The following is an 18285-nucleotide window of genomic DNA, read 5'->3' on the forward strand; positions in this document are numbered from 1 at the left end:
CGGCCCGATAAGCTTCAAGCATTCGAGCCCTTTCTCGTTATTGGCTTTGTTGGTGTTGCTAATTCTATTGATATCCCGACTGAGTGCTTAAGGCAGATACTCGTAGCCCGGCAATGTCAGGAAGTTGACCAACTCATCGCTAGTGGTCAGCTGTGACATCAGTACTGCAGCCTCGTTATATCTACCCTGCTGGAAATGATCACTGCCAAGCTCTTGCTCTAGCACCTCCATTTCCTCTTTGAGCATCTGCTCGAACAAGGCTTTGGTTACCACACTGCCATTACTCAGCGTCTTTCCGTGTTTGATCCACTGCCAGATAGATGCACGGGAAATCTCTGCCGTGGCCGCATCTTCCATCAAGCCGTAGATAGGCACACAGCCATTGCCGGAGATCCATGCTTCGATATATTGCACCGCAACGCGAATGTTATGTCGCATACCCTCTTCGGTTCGTTCACCTTCACAAGGCTCAAGCAGCATGTCTGCAGTAATTGGCGCATCGTCGCTACGCGAAATATCCAGCTGGTTATTTCTCTCACCAAGCGCTTCGTTAAATACCGCCTTGGCCGTACTGGCAAGGCCTGGGTGGGCCACCCATGTGCCGTCATGACCGTTGTTGGCTTCCAATGACTTATCGGTTTGAATTTTGTTGAGCACCCATTCGTTACGCTCAGGATCTTTCGACGGAATAAACGCTGCCATCCCGCCCATCGCAAAGGCACCACGGCGGTGACAAGTTTTCACCAGCAAGCGCGAGTAGGCATTGAGGAAAGGCTTCTCCATCGTCACCACTTGGCGATCCGGCAGGATGCGATCGGGGTGGTTTCGCAATGTCTTGATATAGCTGAAGATGTAATCCCATCGGCCACAGTTAAGGCCAACGATATGCTCTTTGAGGCTATAGAGGATCTCTTCCATCTCAAATACTGCTGGCAAGGTTTCAATCAGCACCGTAGCCTTGATGGTGCCTCTCGGCAGCTCAAACGTATCTTCGGTAAAACTAAAGACCTCACTCCACCATGCCGCTTCCTGATAAGCCTGCAGCTTGGGAATGTAGAAATAAGGGCCACTGCCTTTTTCCAGCAATGCCTTGTAGTTGTGATAGAAGTAGAGAGCAAAGTCGAGCAGGCAGCCAGGGATAGGCTCACCCTGCCAAAGCAGATGCTTTTCCGGTAAGTGCAGACCACGCACCCGACAAATCAAGACCGCGGGATCCTCATTGAGCTGGTAGTGCTTGCCTGATTCAGGATTGGTATAGGAAATCGTGCCGTTAACAGCATCTTTCAGGTTTTGCTGGCCAGCCAATACTTCACTCCACGCAGGGGCAAAGGAGTCTTCAAAATCTGCCATAAAGACTTTTACATCGGCATTAAGCGCATTGATCACCATCTTACGCTCTACCGGACCGGTGATTTCCACCCGGCGATCTTGCAAGTCTTGCGGAATGTTCTGAACCTTCCACTCGCTGTTTCGGATTTCGGCAGTTTCAGGTAAAAAGTCAGGTAGGCTGCCGGCATCAATAGCAAGTTGACGATGTTCCCGAGTGGCAAGAAGTTCGGGGACTCGTCCGGCAAAACGTTGTACCAAGCGCTCTAAGAAAGCCAGAGCCTCATCATTGAGGATATCTGCTTGTTCTGCCGTCAGCGGCGTTTGTAGTGAAAGCTTCACTTCATGGTTAGTAGACATGCCGTTTTCCATTTTTAACGCTCCCTTACGAATGTAACTTAATCACCACCCCAACCAAGTACGTTTTCGTCTTCACGCAAAACAAACTTGACCTTAACGCCCTATTTACGTTGCCGCAACATACGCCCAATTGCAAGGACTGCCAATTTAACCCAGAAGGCAACAGCACAACCAAATCAATAAAAAACAACAACTTATGAAAAGTAGAGCAATAACTCAAAACACTAAATTGAAACAAAATTCAGGTAAAAACTCGGTTTTATTGCCAATAACTTTTTTCCCGCCATTTCGTAACCACTTACGTAATTAAATTACAGAAAATTCAAATTCAAACGGTTGTCCTGATCTGCGTTTCAAACAGGAGGAGTATTTTGTAGAAGCATTAATACGCTTAAAAAACAACCATTAAAAAAGCTGAAACGGTCATTTTTTATACACAGAAAGCATAGACCCTTAATCAACCGGTTTCATTTATTTTTAATGCGAAACATAATAAACCTACAAATAGCAGCCAGTTTCTTCAAACAGGGTAAATGCGATATACCAGAAAGGTGTGAGCATTCAGAATTTTATGCTGAGATAAGCGGTTTTTGCTCAGCACTTAATTTACGGAAAGGAAATAAAGCAAAGTAGCCGCTAAATGAGCGGCTACAAAAGAAAAATTGCGAGAATGAAGTGCTTACAGTAACTCTTCGACAATATCGGCAAGACGGTGGAAAGTACGGGTACGGCTCGATGTCGGACGCCAGACCAAGCCAATTTCACGGTATGCCTCCTGGCCAGGGGGATCAACCACCACCAGATTCTGGTTGTGCAGCAGGCCATGATCAATCGCCATTTGCGGAATAAAGGTCGTACCTAGGCCATTAGCTACCATCTGTACAAGGGTGTGAAGACTGGTGGCTGTGAATGGGTTAATCTTCTCTTTGGTCGTCAGTTTACACGCAGAAACCGCATGATCGGTAAGGCAGTGCTCTTTTTCCAATAAGAACACCGACTCATCCGGCAGATCGGCGTAGCGCAATGGTGTCGTCACCTGCTCAGCCTGATTACGGCTGATCACCATCTTGAATTCGTCACGGCCCACTACCTGGCTATGCATACCATTAATCTCTACCGGCAGTGCCAAGATCAGGACATCCATCTCGCCATTGCGTAATGCGGCCAGCAGGTTGGTGGTCGTGTCTTCACGCAACAGCAAGTTGAGATTAGGATGCAGACGGTTTACTTCCTGCACCAAGTCACACAGTAGGAAAGGGGCTATGGTTGGGATGCACCCGACCCGTAACTGACCTTCCATGCCATCCCCGGTACAATTAGACAACTCCATCAGGTCTTGGCTTCTCGCCAGTAACTCCCGGCTACGTGCAACCACATCTTCACCCGTCGAGGTAAAGACCAAAGACTTGTTGTCACGCTCAATAAGCTGACAGCCAATGAGTTCTTCAAGATTCTGTACGCCGGAGCTCAAGGTAGACTGGCTGACAAAACACTTTTTTGCCGCCTCGCCAAAATGGCGGGTTTCAAACAAAGTCACTAGGTAATGAAGCTGTTTAAGAGAAGGAAACTTGTTCATCGTAAATTTCGATTACATCAATCTATTTATTCCGCTTTTTTGAATTTACCAGTTTCGCTATAGTTTGTCTCGTCCAAACAGAGAGCCGACCGGAAAGGTAGGCGACAAACACAATATTTAGGAGCACCAACATGGTACTAGTAGGTCGTCAAGCACCAGATTTTACTGCTGCAGCTGTTCTAGGTAACGGCGAAATCGTTGATAACTTCAACTTTGCAGAATTCACTAAAGGTAAGAAAGCAGTAGTATTCTTCTACCCACTTGACTTCACTTTCGTATGTCCTTCAGAGCTAATCGCTTTCGACAAGCGTTTTGAAGACTTCCAAGCGAAAGGCGTAGAAGTAATCGGTGTTTCTATCGACTCTCAGTTCTCTCACAACGCATGGCGTAACACTGCTGTTGAGAACGGCGGTATCGGTCAGGTTAAGTACCCTCTAATTGCTGACGTTAAGCACGAAATCTGTAAAGCTTACGACGTTGAGCACCCAGAAGCAGGCGTTGCTTTCCGTGGTTCTTTCCTAATCGACGAAGACGGTCTTGTACGTCACCAAGTAGTTAACGACCTACCACTAGGCCGTAACATCGACGAAATGCTACGCATGGTTGACGCTCTAAACTTCCACCAGAAGAATGGTGAAGTTTGCCCAGCACAGTGGGAAGAAGGTAAAGCAGGTATGGACGCATCTCCAAAAGGTGTTGCTGACTACCTATCTGAGCACACTGCAGACCTAGCTAAGTAATTTAGCAATCACACCATGCTCACGGTGTGAAGGTAAAAACGCAAAAGCGTAAAGCCAATTGTCAGCCAACGACAAAATAATGAGGCCCGGACACACCGGGCCCTTTTTGTATCTGGGCTTTATTCCCATCGCTATCTCCCGCTAGAACTTTGATCCAACCAATCGTCTCCCTGCGCGATATCGTCTACACTGCTTACCACCTCAACCCTATCCCTAGCTGTTGCTATGACCATTGATCATATTGAAGTTTGTATCGACAACATCGAATCGCTGCACCTTGCCCAACAAGGCGGCGCAACACGGATCGAGCTTTGTTCATCCCTTGCACTTGGTGGCCTAACGCCCAATGCCGGCTTAATGCAGTTGGCAGCCAAACATGCCACAGTACCGGTATATGCCATGATCCGCCCTCGTCAGGGTGATTTCCTGTTCTCGAGCCAAGATAAAGAAATCATGCTGGCAGATGCTTATGCAGCAAAGCAGGCCGGATTGGATGGATTGGTGATCGGTGCCCTTAACGACGATAGCACCATCGACAGCGACTTTATGGCCGAGATCAGCCAAGCTGCCAATGGTATGGGCCTGACTTTCCACCGGGCTATCGACCAGTGCCTAGAGCCGATGGCCGCATTGGATCTCATCATGCAGCACGGCTGTGAGCGTGTGCTCACCTCTGGGCTTGAGGCCAATGCCCTTGACGGCATTCCTATGCTGAAACAGATGGTGAAGCTCTGCGGCGAGCACCTCGCCATCATGGCCGGAGCCGGCGTTAACGCTGGCAACGTAGCACAAATTGTTAAGCAAACCGGCGTCAGGGAAGTGCACTTGTCAGGCAAATCGACACGCCCTTCGCTAATGCAAAGCTATGCCAGTTCGGCCCACATGGGTAATGCTGAAGTCGATGACTTCGCGATTCCAGTCACGGCACCCGAGAAAATTGCTGCCGTGCTCAGCGCCTTGAAAACGCTTTAGCCCTTTCGATCTTTAGGGGCTGTTGCCCCTAAAACTGCTAACTATCTCAAGCAATTAGCACTCCTATTCGTCAAAGCCCCTATTCCGAGTTACTATTTTGTTATCACCCTGAAACGAAATAGAGACGCTTTATGCCTTTTGTTCCCCCAAAGAAGAAACTCAAAAAAAGCGATTACGAAACCGAGCTGGAACGCCTGCAAATAGAGCTGGTGAAGCTGCAGGAGTGGATAAAGCAAGAGGGACTAAAGGTCGTGGTGGTGTTCGAAGGCCGCGATGCTGCCGGTAAAGGCGGCGTCATTAAACGCATCACCGAAAAGCTCAATCCACGTGTTTGCCGCATCGTCGCCCTGGCGACTCCTACAGATCGTGAACGGTCACAATGGTACTTCCAGCGCTATGTCTCCCACCTGCCAGCAGCCGGTGAAATGGTGCTATTCGATCGCAGCTGGTACAACCGGGCCGGGGTCGAGCATGTGATGGGTTTCTGCAATGATGATGAATATGAGGAGTTCCTTCGTTCCTGTCCCGAATTCGAGCGGATGCTCAAGCGTTCCGGTATCATCTTGCTCAAGTATTGGTTTTCGGTGTCTGACGAAGAGCAGGAAAAACGCTTTATGGAACGGATCAACACGCCAATAAAGCGCTGGAAATTCAGCCCGATGGATCTGGAGTCCCGTAGCCGCTGGGCTGCCTATTCCGCTGCAAAAGACCGAATGTTTGCCTACACCGATACCAAACAATGCCCATGGTGGGTGGTTGATGCAGACACCAAGAAAAAAGCACGGATTAACTGTATCTCCCACCTGCTCAGCCAAATCCCTTATCAAGATATTGCTTACCCCGAAATCAAACTCCCGGACGTCAACAAAGAGGGGTACATCCGCGCACCAGAAGAAAACCAGACCTTTGTACCAGACTTGTTTGGCGGCGATTAAGCTTGGTTAAATAAAATGACGTTTTATTTAACCACTCTACAAAGGGCTATACATGGCTAAAGATCTCTATGCGAGTCTCGACCTTAATCTACTCCGCACTTTTGTGATCCTCTCGCAAGAGCTCAATATGAGGAAAGCTTCAGAGCGGCTGTTTGTCAGCCAACCCGCAGTCAGCCAAGCACTGCAGAAATTGCGTAACCATTTCAACGATGATCTGTTTGTCAAAACCCGCCATGGCCTAAAACCCACAGCTTTCGGTGTTGAGCTGGCCGAAAATATCAGCCCTTTACTCGATGAGTTATCGCACACCCTAAATGCAGGCAATGCATTTACACCATCAAAGCTCGAAGGCACCATCAAGCTTGCCTTAACTCCCACTATCTTAACTTACCTATCAACCCCGCTTTATTTGAAAATTCGCCAAGTCGCGCCAAACGTAAATCTCCACCTCCATAACTGGTCCCCTACATCACTGGAAAAGATCAATAAAGGTGAAGTCACCCTTGGGGTCAACTTTGAAATCCACCATGCAACAAAAGAGCTTATTCAGAAGAAAATTTGTGACGATAAATTCACACTGTATGTTCGCAAAGACCATCCGATCAGTAAAAAAACACTAACTCCCAAAGATCTCGACGGATTGGAAGTAGCCAGTATTATTATTTCCGACTGGAATTCCAATATACCTATCGTAGAGAAAATTATGAAATCACATGGCTTCTATGTAAGAACAGCCTTTCGCTCAGAACTACCGATGGCGGTATTAGATATTATCAAACATACAGATATGATCTATCCGTCATCATCATTTCTTCCCAGAGAAGAAAGAAAACAACTTCGAGGATTAAAACTCAAAGTCAATGATCAAGACTTTAAAGTCCCTCTCATGGCATTTATGCACCAAAGAGATCGCCGTAACCCTTTAACATTGTGGCTATTAAGCTTGATTGAAGAACTATTAAAAGAGCACGGAGAAAACTGAAAACCACCAATAAATAGAGTACAATGTTCAACACAACTAACATATTAACCACTCACACTTTTCAGCCCCCCCCCCTCATAAGCTATGCTTATCACCTCGTTAAATTGCCGTAATTAATAACCTTCACTTAATGACTAAATCATAACCACTAATTAGAGCAAGCTAAGTTAATTGTTTAATATTCACTCCGTCAACACGGCGGCATGATTTACCAAGCTTCCCAGACATATCTACTTATTAAAAATATCGTTCCAGTCGCTAATAGTTGTATTTTTGGCTAATGGGCGATGATAAACACATTTATAATTAAGAGTATCCAATGAAAATTCAATCACTTGCTTCATTAGTGGCTGCAACCATTTTAACTGGCTGTTCATCATCTTCTGGTTCAAAAAACGATACGGTTGATCCTGAGTTTGATGATCCTCGTGCAGGGATTGAAAACCCGATAGAGAAAGATGACTCACCAGAATGGGGATTACCCACCGATGATGCTCCTGAGATGGGAAAAAATCATATTGCTATATCGAATGATGGTGATGTTCTTCTTAATGGGGAGAAGGTTGGAAAGGTAGATCCAACAAATGGTTTAGTCTGGAAGGATGGTGTCCTGGTGGGAAATGTTACTTTTGATAAAGACACAGGATCTTTTACTTTCAAAGAATACCAAAGCCAAAATCAATATACTTTCACAATTAATAAAAATGGCGTAGTGACTATCGATTGGGAGAACTCCACTATCGACAATGGCTGGGACGTTCAAAAGCCAGCACCTGAATTACCACCAACTGATGATGCTCCTGAAATGGGCATAAACCATATAAGCCTTAGCGATGATGGAACTATCAATCTGAATGGCGAAGAAGCCGGTACCGTTGATTTCTCTAATGGTATGGTTTGGAACAATGATGGTGAGTTAGCAGGTTCCGTCGATAAAAATACCGATGGGTCATTTGCGTATACCCATCATAGCACAGGTCATACATTTAATTTCACCGTTAACAAAGATGGAATTGTTGCCGTTGACCGAGACAGAAATGGCCCTGCACCTCAACTCTTCCAACACCAAAAATTATCTGCTGATCAAAAATCTCAGCTACGCGCTAAGTCACGAGAGCTGCGTGAAGCGATCAAAGCCAAGGTAGAGCGCTCATAAATTCGCTTTCACTGGACTTAAGCCGCCCCTTTATGGCGGCTTTCTTTTCTTATGGTATGCGCCTATGACACGCTTAACTTATACCTTGTGCATTTTGCTATCAATTTCAGTCAGCTATATGACAAAAGCGAGTGAACCGCTGCTTGGCTTCCAGGTTTCAAAAACCGGGGATGACTGGATAGGAACAATAACAGGCAGCTTGCAAGCGACTGAAGAGGTCAATATCAATGCTGAACTCGATTCAACCGGTTATCTCGAGATAGGTACGGGTTATGGAGTCATGCTGGGACAGTTTTATACCGAGGCTTACGCTAGCTATGGACGTGCTGACAGTATCGATATTTATGATGTTGGCATATTTTCCGGTACAGCCCTAACGGAAGCAGTAATGATCTATGCCAGTACGTCACATGAGTGGAGAAAAACCAAAACTTTGCTTGATGTCGACTGGTTTGATCAACGTGAGTGGAAAAGTACGCTAGGCGTCAGCTATAGCCCTAAGCCGTGGTTAAGCGCAAGCTATAGCTTTAACCATGACAGGCTACTCTCAGGTGATCGTTTCTCGCAAGATGTTATTAATGACAATATAAACAGCCACGATATTACCCTCAGCTTCAAACCCAAATGGATTGAGCCCTATATCAAATATATCTACGGGGAGCACCGTGCCCGCCCTGGAGAACCCGTGACATCAGACAGCACAATAGAAGCCGGCTTCAATTTTCAATTCAAATAACGCCTATAAAGCACCTTGTCCATTTGGTACTCGCGCCCCTGATAATTGATTTTTCAGGGGTCTTTTTGCGCTACTTACTTCAAAGCCAATACTTACAGCCCAAAAGCTGTGGTATCTTGATACTTGAGTGAACAAGTAAGGAATGCTGTAATGGCCAAAGATTTATCGGCAAATCTCGACCTAAACCTGCTCAAAACCCTGCTGGTGATTTATCAGGAGCAGAACTTGCGTAAGGCCTCGGAGCGTTTGTTCGTCACCCAACCGGCGGTCAGCCATGCGCTGCAAAAGCTCCGCCTTCATTTCGGTGATGACTTATTCACCAAAACCCGTACCGGTTTAACCCCGACGCCCTATGCCGATCAACTGTGCCTAAAGTTGGCTCCTGCTCTCGATAACCTGTTCACTGCGGTCAATACTAACCAGGAATTCAACCCTGCAGAGATAACGGGCAAATTGCGAATTGCCTTGGCACCGCAATATATCTATGCCTTTGGCAGCAAATTATATTTATCGATTCAGGAGCAAGCACCGAACTGTCAGGTAGAAGTGATTAACTGGAGTGCAACAACCTTTCCAGAATTGCTTAATGGCAGTACCCAAATTGCCCTGAACTATGATATTGCCAACACTAGCAAGGAGCTGTATCGCCAGACTATTCCAGGTGATAAGGGAGTAGTGATAGTTCGCAGGGATCACCCCTTTACTAACTCTTCAATAACTATTCCCGAAGCCAAAGAGGCAAAATTTGCCTGCTTAATCGTACCGGAGCGCAATGAGCAAGTGGCTGATATAGAGCAGTACTTTGCCCACTACGACTTAATCCCAAATATCTGCTTTCGTTCAACGTCCCCAGAAGCAGTCCTTCAGGTAGTCAAACAGAGCGATCACCTGTTTCCGACGATTGATATCATGGTGCCCGATGATGACCCGGATTTTCGAAAAATCGAAGCCATCGTCAATGGGCCAATAGTGGGGTTTTCTTCAGTATGCTTCTATCACCAATCAAAACATAAAGACCCGCTGACCCAGTGGCTGTTTGGGCTTATTAAGCAATTACACCTTGAGCTTCAATAGCCAAAACCATAGCAATAAACAGCATGAATAACACTGTTCAGATTTAGTAATTAGATAAATAACAAAGCAAAATTTAGTATTTACCTCGCTGGCAGGGAAAGCCCGGCATCACAAAGTCAGATTCTTTGCAGCAGGTAAATAATGAAAAAAACACTACTCACTCTATCGATCGTTGCCCTATTTTCATCGTCAGCATTTGCTAGCAAGCAAGGCGCTTACATCGGTGCAGACATTGGTGCCAACTATGTCGGCTCCTATTACCTAGACAGCAACATTGGGTTGGTCGCAGGCTATGACTTCCAACTGTCCCCTAAGATAGTCGTTGGCGTCGAGGGCGAATACCGCAATATGGGCAGCGACAGTGCCTTTGATGGCACATCCGGTATCAACGTAGGTGCCGATGTCAGCGCCTCTTCCTATGGTATCAATATCAAACCGAAGTATTACTTCACCGACAGTTTTTACGGTGCAGTCATGGTAGGCATGCAGCGTATCACTTACGAAGAGAAGCTCACTATCGGCAACGACACACTGGGTGGCAAAGACACTGCCAATGGCTTTGCTTTTGGCATCGAAGGTGGCTATGAGCTAAACCGCAATGTCAGCTTTCGTGGTGGTATCAAGGCAGCGACAGCAGACCTTCTTGGCTACGATACCGAGTTTGGCACCATCTACGCCGGGGTGAACTACAAGTTCAACTGAGCCTAATACACTCACAACCCAATAAAAACACCGTGCAATAAGCTTTGCTTATCACTCATATCAATCGAACTAATTAGATTGTGTACGGTGTTCAATTTAATATTTCTCGCATCGGAAGAGATAACGTTCAACCTGTGCGAACCAACATTTATTAGAGAATTTAGAGATCACTATTATGAAAAAGACCATTTTTGCTCTAACTATTGCTTCACTACTTTCAGCTCCAGCTTTGGCTTCAAAAGAAGGTTTCTATGTAGGTGCTGATCTGAGCACCAACAAACTTGAAGGTGAATCATTAGGTGCAGGTATCGGTCTGACTGCTGGTTATAACTTCCAAGTTGCGCCAAGTGTCGTCATCGGTGTCGAAGGTGAATACCGCAATTTTGGCGAAGATAGTGGTGATTACTTCGGATTTGATTACAAAGACAAGGCACACAGCTTTGGTGTGAATGTTAAACCAAAATATTTTTTCAACGATAAATTTTACGCCGGTGTTGAACTAGGTCTTCATAATGTCACTGTTGATCTTAGTGATGATTTCTTTGATGTTCGACTTAAAGAAAGCAACACCAGCCTGTCATATGGGTTGGAAGCCGGCTATGAAGTAACCAACAATGTGACCATCAAAGGTGGCTACAAAGCTTATGCCGGAGAAGTGGTAGGGGTTGACCTCGATTTAGACACCTTCTACATCGGTGCTAACTACAACTTCTAATCTCGCCTTTATTCAAAAGACGAAAAATACCTGACGGCATTACCGCCGTCAGGTTTCATTTGCTACTTTTCAAAACAGAATTCCCACACAATGAAACCATCTATAGGATTGCTCCTAGCGACACTCCTCTCAACGAGTGCTATAGCTAGCTCAGTAGAAGGCCCATATGTTGGGCTAAAACTTGGCTTTACCGACTACAGAAAGGCAACTCTGGCGGGTCAATATGGATTGGCTGTGGGCTATACATCTGCCATCACCCCAAGGGTTTCATTGAGTGCGGAACTCAGTGCAACTGAATTGGGCGATAGTATTTTCTTCAAAGGCTTCAAAAGTACCAACTATAAAACCCACAGCTATAGTGCCGTACTCAAACCCAAGTACCATTTTCTGGCGCTAGATTATCAACCCGCCTATGTGTCTGCCGTACTCGGGGTCAGCCGGATTGAAGAAAGCCGAAGGTCTTATGTTGGGGGAGGTGAATATCAAAAAGAGCGAGACCACGACATAACGGGGATCTATGGATTTGAGGTCGGTCGAGAAATTACACTGGATCTCGATATTGTCGGTTACTACCATTTCCAAAAAGCCAATATGTTTGGCGAAAGTAACTACTATGTCAGTTATGGGGTAGGCGTTAATTACCAGTTCTAAGTCGCAAAAAAACGCCCCGACATGATCAGGACGAACATTCGTTACTCAATCTTGAATATTCGCTACTTCAAGATATTTTCTAGCTCTTCCTGGCTAGTGTGGCGGATATCCTTACCTTTCACGAAGTAGATAATGTATTCGCAGATATTCTGGCAACGATCCCCAACCCGCTCAATCGAGCGTGCCGACCACATCACCTGCAACACATTGGGAATCGAACGTGGATCTTCCATCATGTAGGTCATCAACTGACGGATAATCGCTTCATATTCACGGTCGATGCGATCGTCTTCCTGATACACCTCTATCGCCGCCTTCACATCCATCCGGGCAAACGCATCCAACACCTCATGCAGCATACGGACTGCACTTTGGCCGAGAGCTTCGAGCGATACCAACAGGTTGTATTGCTTGTTGGTGAAGTTCTCCAACGCAACCTTGGCAATACTTTCTGCTACATCACCGATTCGCTCCAAATCAGTAATGGTTTTGATGATAGCAATCACCAAGCGCAAGTCACTGGCCGTCGGCTGGCGTTTGGCAATAATGCGGGTACAGGCTTCGTCGATGGCCACTTCCATGGCGTTGACTTTGTGGTCATCCTTAATAACGCGGCGAGCCAACTCGATATCCTGCTTGTGCATCGCCTTGAGGGCATCGGCCAGTTGCTGCTCGACCAAACCGCCCATCGCCAGTACATGGGTACGGATACTTTCCAATTCGGCATTAAACTGGCCGGAGATATGACGGCCAAGGCTCAAATTATCTAACATTACTTTCTCCTTAACCGTAACGACCGGTAATGTAATCTTCGGTGCGTTTCTCTTTCGGGGTGGTGAAGATATCGTTGGTGCTGGTGTATTCCACCAGCTCGCCCATGTGCATAAAGGCGGTATTGTCGGACACGCGGGCCGCCTGCTGCATATTGTGGGTAACAATAATCACCGTATATTTGGTTTTCAGATCGTTAATCAACTCTTCGATGGTGAGGGTCGATATCGGATCCAACGCCGAGGTCGGCTCATCGAGCAATAGCACTTCCGGCTCTATCGCAATAGCCCTGGCAATGACCAAACGCTGCTGCTGGCCACCGGACAGGCCAAAGGCATTCTCATGCAAACGGTCTTTGACTTCGTCCCACAAGGCCGCCCCTCGCAGCGAGCTTTCTACGGCGTCATCGAGTACACGGCGATCTTTGATATTCTGCAGCCTCAGGCCGTAGACCACATTCTCGTAAATTGACTTAGGGAAAGGGTTCGGGCGCTGGAACACCATACCGACACGCCGACGAAGCGAAGCGACATCGACTTTTTTATCGTAGATATTCTGCCCATGCAGCATCACCTTGCCATCAACCTTACAGCCTTCCACCAGCTCATTCATCCGGTTGATGCAGCGTAGCAAGGTTGACTTACCGCACCCCGACGGGCCGATAAATGCCGTCACCTGCCCTTTGGCAATTCGCATATTGATGTCATAGAGGGCCTGGTGAGAACCATAGTGCAGATCCAGCCCCTCGATAGACAGCGCCGTCTGCTCTTCCGGCAACGCTGACAAATCAACAGGCTCAAACAGGCCAATTGGGGAATTAGTTGAAAACATACTTTTTCCTGAATCTCACTATTGCTCTAAAGAGCGGAATTTCTCACGCAAATGGTTACGGATACCGATAGCTGTCAGGTTCAAACCGACAATCACGGTTACCAGCAAAAATGACGTGGCGTAAACAAGCGGTCTGGCCGCCTCCACATTCGGACTTTGAAAACCAACATCATATATATGATAACCGAGATGCATGAATTTTCGATCCAAATGCAGATATGGAAATTGCCCGTCTATCGGCAATGACGGTGCCATTTTCACAACCCCGACCAACATTAATGGGGCAACCTCACCGGCTGCACGCGCAACCGCCAAGATAAGTCCAGTCATGATCGCAGGACTTGCCATAGGCAATACTGTCCGCCACAACGTTTCAGCCTGCGTAGCCCCCAGTGCTAAAGAGCCATGGCGGATCGAATTGGGGATTCTCGCCAAGCCCTCTTCGGTCGAGACAATCACTACCGGCAGGGTCAAGATAGCCAAAGTCAATGCCGACCATAAAATCCCGGGCGTGCCGAAGGTCGGCGCCGGAAGCTGGTCGGAAAAAAACAAGTCATCAATCTGGGCACCGACAATATAGACAAAGAAGCCCAGCCCGAACACGCCGTACACAATCGACGGCACACCAGCCAAGTTAATGACCGCGACCCGGATCAATTTGGTAAAAGTGCTCTTACCCGCATACTCATGAAGGTAGACGGCTGCCAATACCCCCAGAGGGGTCACTATCACACTCATCAGCAGTACCATGAACACAGTACCGAAGATCGCAGGAAATACCCCCCCCTCGGTGTTGGCTTCACGGGGATCATCACTGACAAAGTTGCCCAGCTGACTGGCCCAGTGACCTAACTTTCCTGCCGTAGATAAATCGTTGGGATACCAGATATCCAGTATCTGCTCGATTGGCAGTACGATTTCTTGCCCAGTCATCTCCCGGACAATCACACTGTCTCGATTCAGTTGCTGATGGAGGGTCAGCAGCTGTTGTTCGATTTGGGCAAAACGCTGCTCCAGCAATTGCCGCTCGCCAATGAACGTTCCTTCATCACCTTGCTGGCGAGATTTAGCGTTCAGTTGCTCAAACTGCAAATTGAGCTTCGCTAGATCCGACTGTTCTATTTGGCTAATTAAATCACGAACAATCTCAGCCTGCTCCAAACTCGCCTCAAGCTCTTGCAGCGGGATCTCAACACCATCATCCATTAAACCGACAGGGAATCCATAAAACCTGCCATTCTTCAACCGCTCGATGACCGCCACGCCTTTTGCTGGCTCTTGGCTGATGATATGCGGCTCAAGGACCGTGACGAAATCACTGCCAAGCACATCGCGGTTACCGGTTTTGATCACGTAACGGAAAGTCTTGTCGCCTTCAAAACCAGAGGTATCAATGCCGGCCTCGGCCAGTTGTTTTACTGGCACGGCTTTGCGCTCGTATAACTCGCCGATGATAGTGCTTTGATAACCGTTTTGCTCAACCTCAAACTGGTACACAGGAGCCGGCCAGAAGTAACCCAGCCCCTTCCAGCCTATTAGTAGCAACAAGCCAAGTACCACGATCAGGCTCAGGCTAACTGCACCTGCGGTCAGCCACACCCAAGGTGCGCCAGATTTCAGCCACCTATTCATTTACAGCATTACTCATTAAAACCGTTGCTCATTAATTTCGCTTTTCATTACGTTGATTACTTCCAAAGCCGCTCAATAGCCATTAGAGCGAGCTGTACTTTTCCCGCAATCGCTGGCGGACGAGCTCTGCGACGGTATTGAACAAAAAAGTAAAGACAAACAGGACAAAAGCGGCCAGGAACATTACCCGGTAATGGGAGCTCCCCACTTCGCTTTCCGGCATTTCAATAGCAATGGTGGCTGCCAATGTCCGCATCCCCTCAAGGATATTCCAGTCCATGATCGGCGTGTTGCCCGTTGCCATCAGTACTATCATGGTTTCACCCACAGCGCGGCCGAGACCCATCATGATGGCCGAGAAAATACCCGGGCTGGCAGTCAGCAGCACGACCCGCGTCAATGTCTGCCAATGGGTTGCCCCCAGAGCCAGTGAACCGCTCGTCAAGTGGCCTGGCACCGAGAAAATCGCATCTTCCGCGATGGAGAAAATGGTCGGGACAACGGCGATCCCCATCGCGATCCCTACCACCAAGGCATTGCGCTGATCGTAACCAATGCCCCACTCATCACTCAGGTATGTCCTGACATCGCCGGCAAACCAAGTTTGCTCCAGCCAGGGGCTCCAGCTAAAACAGGCATAGGCAATCAGGACAATGGCTGGGATCAGCAATAGAACATGGAAACCGCTTGGGATACGGCTGCGCCAGTTGTCTGGCAGCAGGGACCAGCCAATACCGGCCACTAACATCCCCAGCGGGAACATCAGCACCAGGGCCACCATACCAACCAGGTGTGATTCAACGATCGGCGCCAGCCAAATACCGGCAAGAAAGCCGAGGATAACGGTAGGCAGCGCTTCCATCAGTTCAATCGTCGGTTTCACGATGCCGCGCATTCGTGAAGACATGAAGTAAGCGGTATAGATAGCCCCCGCCAATGCCACCGGCACTGCGAACATCAAGCCATACAGGGCAGCCTTCAGGGTACCGAAAACCAGCGGGACCAAACTCAGCTTGGGTTCGAATTCATCACTGGCTGACGTCGACTGCCAGACATAATCTGGCTCCGGGTAGCCCTCGTACCAAATTTTTTGCCACAGCGAGGCAAAGCCTATCTCCGGGTGAGGGTTTTTAACATTATAAACTTGCCAGTCATTGCCATTTTGCGTAACTAGGCGATCGGCATGCGGTGAGATCACTATCTGCTGCGGCAAGCCATTGTCAAAAACAGGCTCGCGGTAAATAGCCCCTTTTACCGTGGTATAGAAAGCCGATAACTTCCCATCTTGTTGGAGAGCAAAAAAGCCTTTGCGGGTATGCTCAGGGATCAGCTTGGTGACCGGACTGTTACCTACCTCAAAGTCACGGGTCCGCACCATGGTTCGTTTGCCATCCTTACGGATCTCAAACCACTGGGAAAGTGATTGATCGCTGTGGCTGATAAGCAAGGAGTTTGCGCCTGATAATAGCGCCAATTGCTGGGCATGACTGCCCGGCTCTTCAACCTCAACCACTTCCCGTACCCAGCCCGAACGGCTGCCAAATGCCACGACATACAGCTTATCTGCGGCGAGGACATAGGCGGTGCGCGCGTCAGGGGTCACCACGATATCATCGGCCGCCTCCGGCAACCCGCTAATAGCGAAGGAAGACGATTGCCAGTCATGGTTATTGCCCCCCAGCACATTGCTGTTCTCGGTAAACAGCATCGCTCTAGCCCTGCCATCAGCAGTCAAACCCATGATGATCGCTTGCTGGCCACGAACAGAAGCAGCTAAATTCACAATTGGCTGAGCCTTGGGATCAAGCTGAAGTTGCTCGTTGCCCAGAGGGAAATCCAGCGAGAGTGTGCTCTCTCCCCGAAGCGTAGATAGTGAAGGCTTGGTAATCACGACCTCACCTTGCTTGCCGCCCAAGGCGTATAGCCTGTCTGCAGGTAAGGTACGCCCCACACTGGCCACATCACCCAGCAAGTCCGCCGTATCATAAACCTCACCAGCACTAGAGCGAAACAGGCTAATTGCGCTTAGCGAGCCATCATCAGCTAATCGGAATAGGTGGTTATTATTGTCACTGACACGAATTTCAGCTGTTTGATTGTTAAACGAGGTAGAAAATTGTTGCTGGGGAGTCACCTTAACCGATGAGAAGATCGGCAGGATCACATACAGGAGGTAGAAAAAGATCAAAATGAGGGTAACAAGGACAAAGATCCCGCCGGACGTCACTCCCACACGAACCAGCTTATCTTTTACCTTACGGCCAGGACTCTCTCCCATCAAAATCGCACCGGCCTTTGCCATCATTACCTCAATAAATTTACACGTTTACTAATAGTATTTCCCTAATATGACAATTATATGACAAGAGAGCTTCCCAGTCATGTCGGACACACATGGCTGGATCCTGAAGAAGATCATGATGGTGGATTTATTTCGCCTTAGTCATAAATGACATAAAAGTGAAATGAAATTTAATTATTATTCTGTTATGTGATTTCGTAAAAAATTCAATACCTTGATCGGTCTATAAGCCTAGACAGGCCGTGTTGATGCTCACATAATAACCTATACAGAACGGGCAATGACGCCTCTCGGTAATAAGGACATCGTTATGAAGCATCTGATCATCACTGTCATCGGCCAAGATCGCCCTGGCCTAGTAGAAACCCTGTCCGACACGGTTTACCAGAACCATGGCAACTGGCTCTCCAGTAGCCTCAGCAAGTTAGCCGGCCAGTTTACCGGTATCCTGCAAGTGGAAGTCGCCGACCAATATGTCGCGGTACTCAGCAAGGCGCTCACACAGCTTGATAACCTTCAAGTCCAGATCGTCGAAGAAGAAAGTAAGACCCTGCCAACTTCTGTTGTTCACCACCTGCTAGTCACAGGTAATGACCGCTCAGGTATTGTCAAAGACGTCACCACCAAGCTCAATCAGCTTGGGATAAATATTCACAAACTCAAAACGCATTCCGACAGTGCGCCTAACTGGGGCTACCCGATTTTCTCAGCCCGTTTCCAGTTGGAGCTGCCAGGTGATTTGAGTATTGAGTATGTCCAAGAAGAGCTGGAGAAGATTGCCGACGATCTCACCATCGACATCGACGATAACTGATCCCTCTCAT

Annotated in this window: 17 protein-coding genes; 11 read left to right on the forward strand and 6 right to left on the reverse strand. The window is 47.7% G+C overall.

Annotated elements, in window-relative coordinates; translation table 11 throughout:
• Nucleotides 1–87 precede the first annotated feature (87 nt).
• Together aceB and ACXAD4_RS15245 are read right to left on the reverse strand one after the other, a co-directional pair.
• Nucleotides 88–1686 (reverse strand): malate synthase A, encoded by a 1599-nt coding sequence (gene aceB / locus ACXAD4_RS15240; RefSeq protein WP_475242494.1) that lies wholly within the window; start codon nt 1684–1686, stop codon nt 88–90.
• A gap of 679 nt (nt 1687–2365) precedes the next feature.
• Entirely contained in the window at nt 2366–3262 is an 897-nt protein-coding gene (locus ACXAD4_RS15245; protein ID WP_475242495.1) for a hydrogen peroxide-inducible genes activator, read from the reverse strand.
• 131 nt (nt 3263–3393) lie between these two features.
• Between ACXAD4_RS15245 and ACXAD4_RS15250 the strand changes: the two genes are divergently transcribed.
• The 10 genes from ACXAD4_RS15250 to ACXAD4_RS15295 all read left to right on the forward strand — a co-directional run bounded on the left by ACXAD4_RS15250 (nt 3394) and on the right by ACXAD4_RS15295 (nt 11925).
• Nucleotides 3394–4002, forward strand: coding sequence for a peroxiredoxin C (locus tag ACXAD4_RS15250; protein ID WP_036817749.1), 609 nt, complete (start codon nt 3394–3396; stop codon nt 4000–4002).
• A 225-nt stretch (nt 4003–4227) separates the two neighbouring features.
• Complete coding sequence (locus ACXAD4_RS15255; RefSeq protein WP_475242496.1) at nt 4228–4974, forward strand: copper homeostasis protein CutC; 747 nt, start codon at nt 4228–4230, stop codon at nt 4972–4974.
• A 131-nt stretch (nt 4975–5105) separates the two neighbouring features.
• Nucleotides 5106–5909 carry a polyphosphate kinase 2 gene (gene ppk2 / locus ACXAD4_RS15260; RefSeq protein ID WP_475242498.1) on the forward strand — a complete coding sequence of 268 codons (804 nt, stop codon included), beginning with the start codon at nt 5106–5108 and terminating at the stop codon, nt 5907–5909.
• A gap of 52 nt (nt 5910–5961) precedes the next feature.
• Complete coding sequence (locus ACXAD4_RS15265) at nt 5962–6891, forward strand: LysR family transcriptional regulator (protein ID WP_475242500.1); 930 nt, start codon at nt 5962–5964, stop codon at nt 6889–6891.
• A gap of 319 nt (nt 6892–7210) precedes the next feature.
• Nucleotides 7211–8047 (forward strand): hypothetical protein, encoded by an 837-nt coding sequence (locus ACXAD4_RS15270; protein WP_475242501.1) that lies wholly within the window; start codon nt 7211–7213, stop codon nt 8045–8047.
• Between the two features lie 64 nt (nt 8048–8111).
• Entirely contained in the window at nt 8112–8783 is a 672-nt protein-coding gene (locus tag ACXAD4_RS15275) for a hypothetical protein (protein WP_475242502.1), read from the forward strand.
• Between the two features lie 150 nt (nt 8784–8933).
• Entirely contained in the window at nt 8934–9857 is a 924-nt protein-coding gene (locus tag ACXAD4_RS15280; protein ID WP_475242503.1) for a LysR family transcriptional regulator, read from the forward strand.
• 141 nt (nt 9858–9998) lie between these two features.
• Nucleotides 9999–10559: an outer membrane protein gene (locus ACXAD4_RS15285; RefSeq protein WP_475242504.1), complete on the forward strand. Its 561-nt coding sequence runs from the start codon at nt 9999–10001 to the stop codon at nt 10557–10559.
• Nucleotides 10560–10734: 175 nt separating this feature from the next.
• Entirely contained in the window at nt 10735–11274 is a 540-nt protein-coding gene (locus ACXAD4_RS15290; RefSeq protein ID WP_475242505.1) for an outer membrane protein, read from the forward strand.
• A 90-nt stretch (nt 11275–11364) separates the two neighbouring features.
• Nucleotides 11365–11925, forward strand: a complete 561-nt coding sequence (locus ACXAD4_RS15295) for an outer membrane beta-barrel protein (RefSeq protein WP_475242506.1) — start codon at nt 11365–11367, stop codon at nt 11923–11925.
• A gap of 62 nt (nt 11926–11987) precedes the next feature.
• Here ACXAD4_RS15295 and phoU read toward each other — a convergent pair whose 3' ends face one another.
• The 4 genes from phoU to ACXAD4_RS15315 form a co-directional block, all read right to left on the reverse strand.
• Nucleotides 11988–12698, reverse strand: a complete 711-nt coding sequence (gene phoU / locus ACXAD4_RS15300) for a phosphate signaling complex protein PhoU (RefSeq protein WP_039469132.1) — start codon at nt 12696–12698, stop codon at nt 11988–11990.
• Between the two features lie 10 nt (nt 12699–12708).
• A complete protein-coding gene (pstB, locus tag ACXAD4_RS15305) occupies nt 12709–13527 on the reverse strand; it encodes a phosphate ABC transporter ATP-binding protein PstB (protein ID WP_475242507.1) in 819 nt (272 codons plus the stop codon).
• An 18-nt stretch (nt 13528–13545) separates the two neighbouring features.
• Entirely contained in the window at nt 13546–15159 is a 1614-nt protein-coding gene (gene pstA, locus ACXAD4_RS15310; protein ID WP_475242508.1) for a phosphate ABC transporter permease PstA, read from the reverse strand.
• An 82-nt stretch (nt 15160–15241) separates the two neighbouring features.
• Nucleotides 15242–17461 carry an ABC transporter permease subunit gene (locus ACXAD4_RS15315; RefSeq protein ID WP_475242510.1) on the reverse strand — a complete coding sequence of 740 codons (2220 nt, stop codon included), beginning with the start codon at nt 17459–17461 and terminating at the stop codon, nt 15242–15244.
• A gap of 310 nt (nt 17462–17771) precedes the next feature.
• Between ACXAD4_RS15315 and ACXAD4_RS15320 the strand changes: the two genes are divergently transcribed.
• Complete coding sequence (locus tag ACXAD4_RS15320) at nt 17772–18275, forward strand: glycine cleavage system transcriptional repressor (protein ID WP_475242511.1); 504 nt, start codon at nt 17772–17774, stop codon at nt 18273–18275.
• Nucleotides 18276–18285 lie beyond the last annotated feature (10 nt).

The sequence above is a fragment of the Photobacterium sp. AWH4_225 genome, assembly GCF_056158405.1.

Excerpts from the sequence above, each read along its gene's own strand:
- ACXAD4_RS15245 (WP_475242495.1), bottom strand. The coding sequence starts at position 3,262 with ATGAACAAGTTTCCTTCTCTTAAACAGCTTCATTACCTAGTGACTTTG.
- ACXAD4_RS15315 (WP_475242510.1), bottom strand. The coding sequence starts at position 17,461 with ATGGCAAAGGCCGGTGCGATTTTGATGGGAGAGAGTCCTGGCCGTAAG.
- ACXAD4_RS15295 (WP_475242506.1), top strand. The coding sequence starts at position 11,365 with ATGAAACCATCTATAGGATTGCTCCTAGCGACACTCCTCTCAACGAGT.
- aceB (WP_475242494.1), bottom strand. The coding sequence starts at position 1,686 with ATGTCTACTAACCATGAAGTGAAGCTTTCACTACAAACGCCGCTGACG.
- ACXAD4_RS15290 (WP_475242505.1), top strand. The coding sequence starts at position 10,735 with ATGAAAAAGACCATTTTTGCTCTAACTATTGCTTCACTACTTTCAGCT.
- ppk2 (WP_475242498.1), top strand. The coding sequence starts at position 5,106 with ATGCCTTTTGTTCCCCCAAAGAAGAAACTCAAAAAAAGCGATTACGAA.
- ACXAD4_RS15275 (WP_475242502.1), top strand. The coding sequence starts at position 8,112 with ATGACACGCTTAACTTATACCTTGTGCATTTTGCTATCAATTTCAGTC.
- ACXAD4_RS15285 (WP_475242504.1), top strand. The coding sequence starts at position 9,999 with ATGAAAAAAACACTACTCACTCTATCGATCGTTGCCCTATTTTCATCG.
- ACXAD4_RS15270 (WP_475242501.1), top strand. The coding sequence starts at position 7,211 with ATGAAAATTCAATCACTTGCTTCATTAGTGGCTGCAACCATTTTAACT.
- ACXAD4_RS15320 (WP_475242511.1), top strand. The coding sequence starts at position 17,772 with ATGAAGCATCTGATCATCACTGTCATCGGCCAAGATCGCCCTGGCCTA.
- ACXAD4_RS15255 (WP_475242496.1), top strand. The coding sequence starts at position 4,228 with ATGACCATTGATCATATTGAAGTTTGTATCGACAACATCGAATCGCTG.
- ACXAD4_RS15250 (WP_036817749.1), top strand. The coding sequence starts at position 3,394 with ATGGTACTAGTAGGTCGTCAAGCACCAGATTTTACTGCTGCAGCTGTT.
- ACXAD4_RS15280 (WP_475242503.1), top strand. The coding sequence starts at position 8,934 with ATGGCCAAAGATTTATCGGCAAATCTCGACCTAAACCTGCTCAAAACC.
- pstB (WP_475242507.1), bottom strand. The coding sequence starts at position 13,527 with ATGTTTTCAACTAATTCCCCAATTGGCCTGTTTGAGCCTGTTGATTTG.
- phoU (WP_039469132.1), bottom strand. The coding sequence starts at position 12,698 with ATGTTAGATAATTTGAGCCTTGGCCGTCATATCTCCGGCCAGTTTAAT.
- ACXAD4_RS15265 (WP_475242500.1), top strand. The coding sequence starts at position 5,962 with ATGGCTAAAGATCTCTATGCGAGTCTCGACCTTAATCTACTCCGCACT.
- pstA (WP_475242508.1), bottom strand. The coding sequence starts at position 15,159 with ATGAATAGGTGGCTGAAATCTGGCGCACCTTGGGTGTGGCTGACCGCA.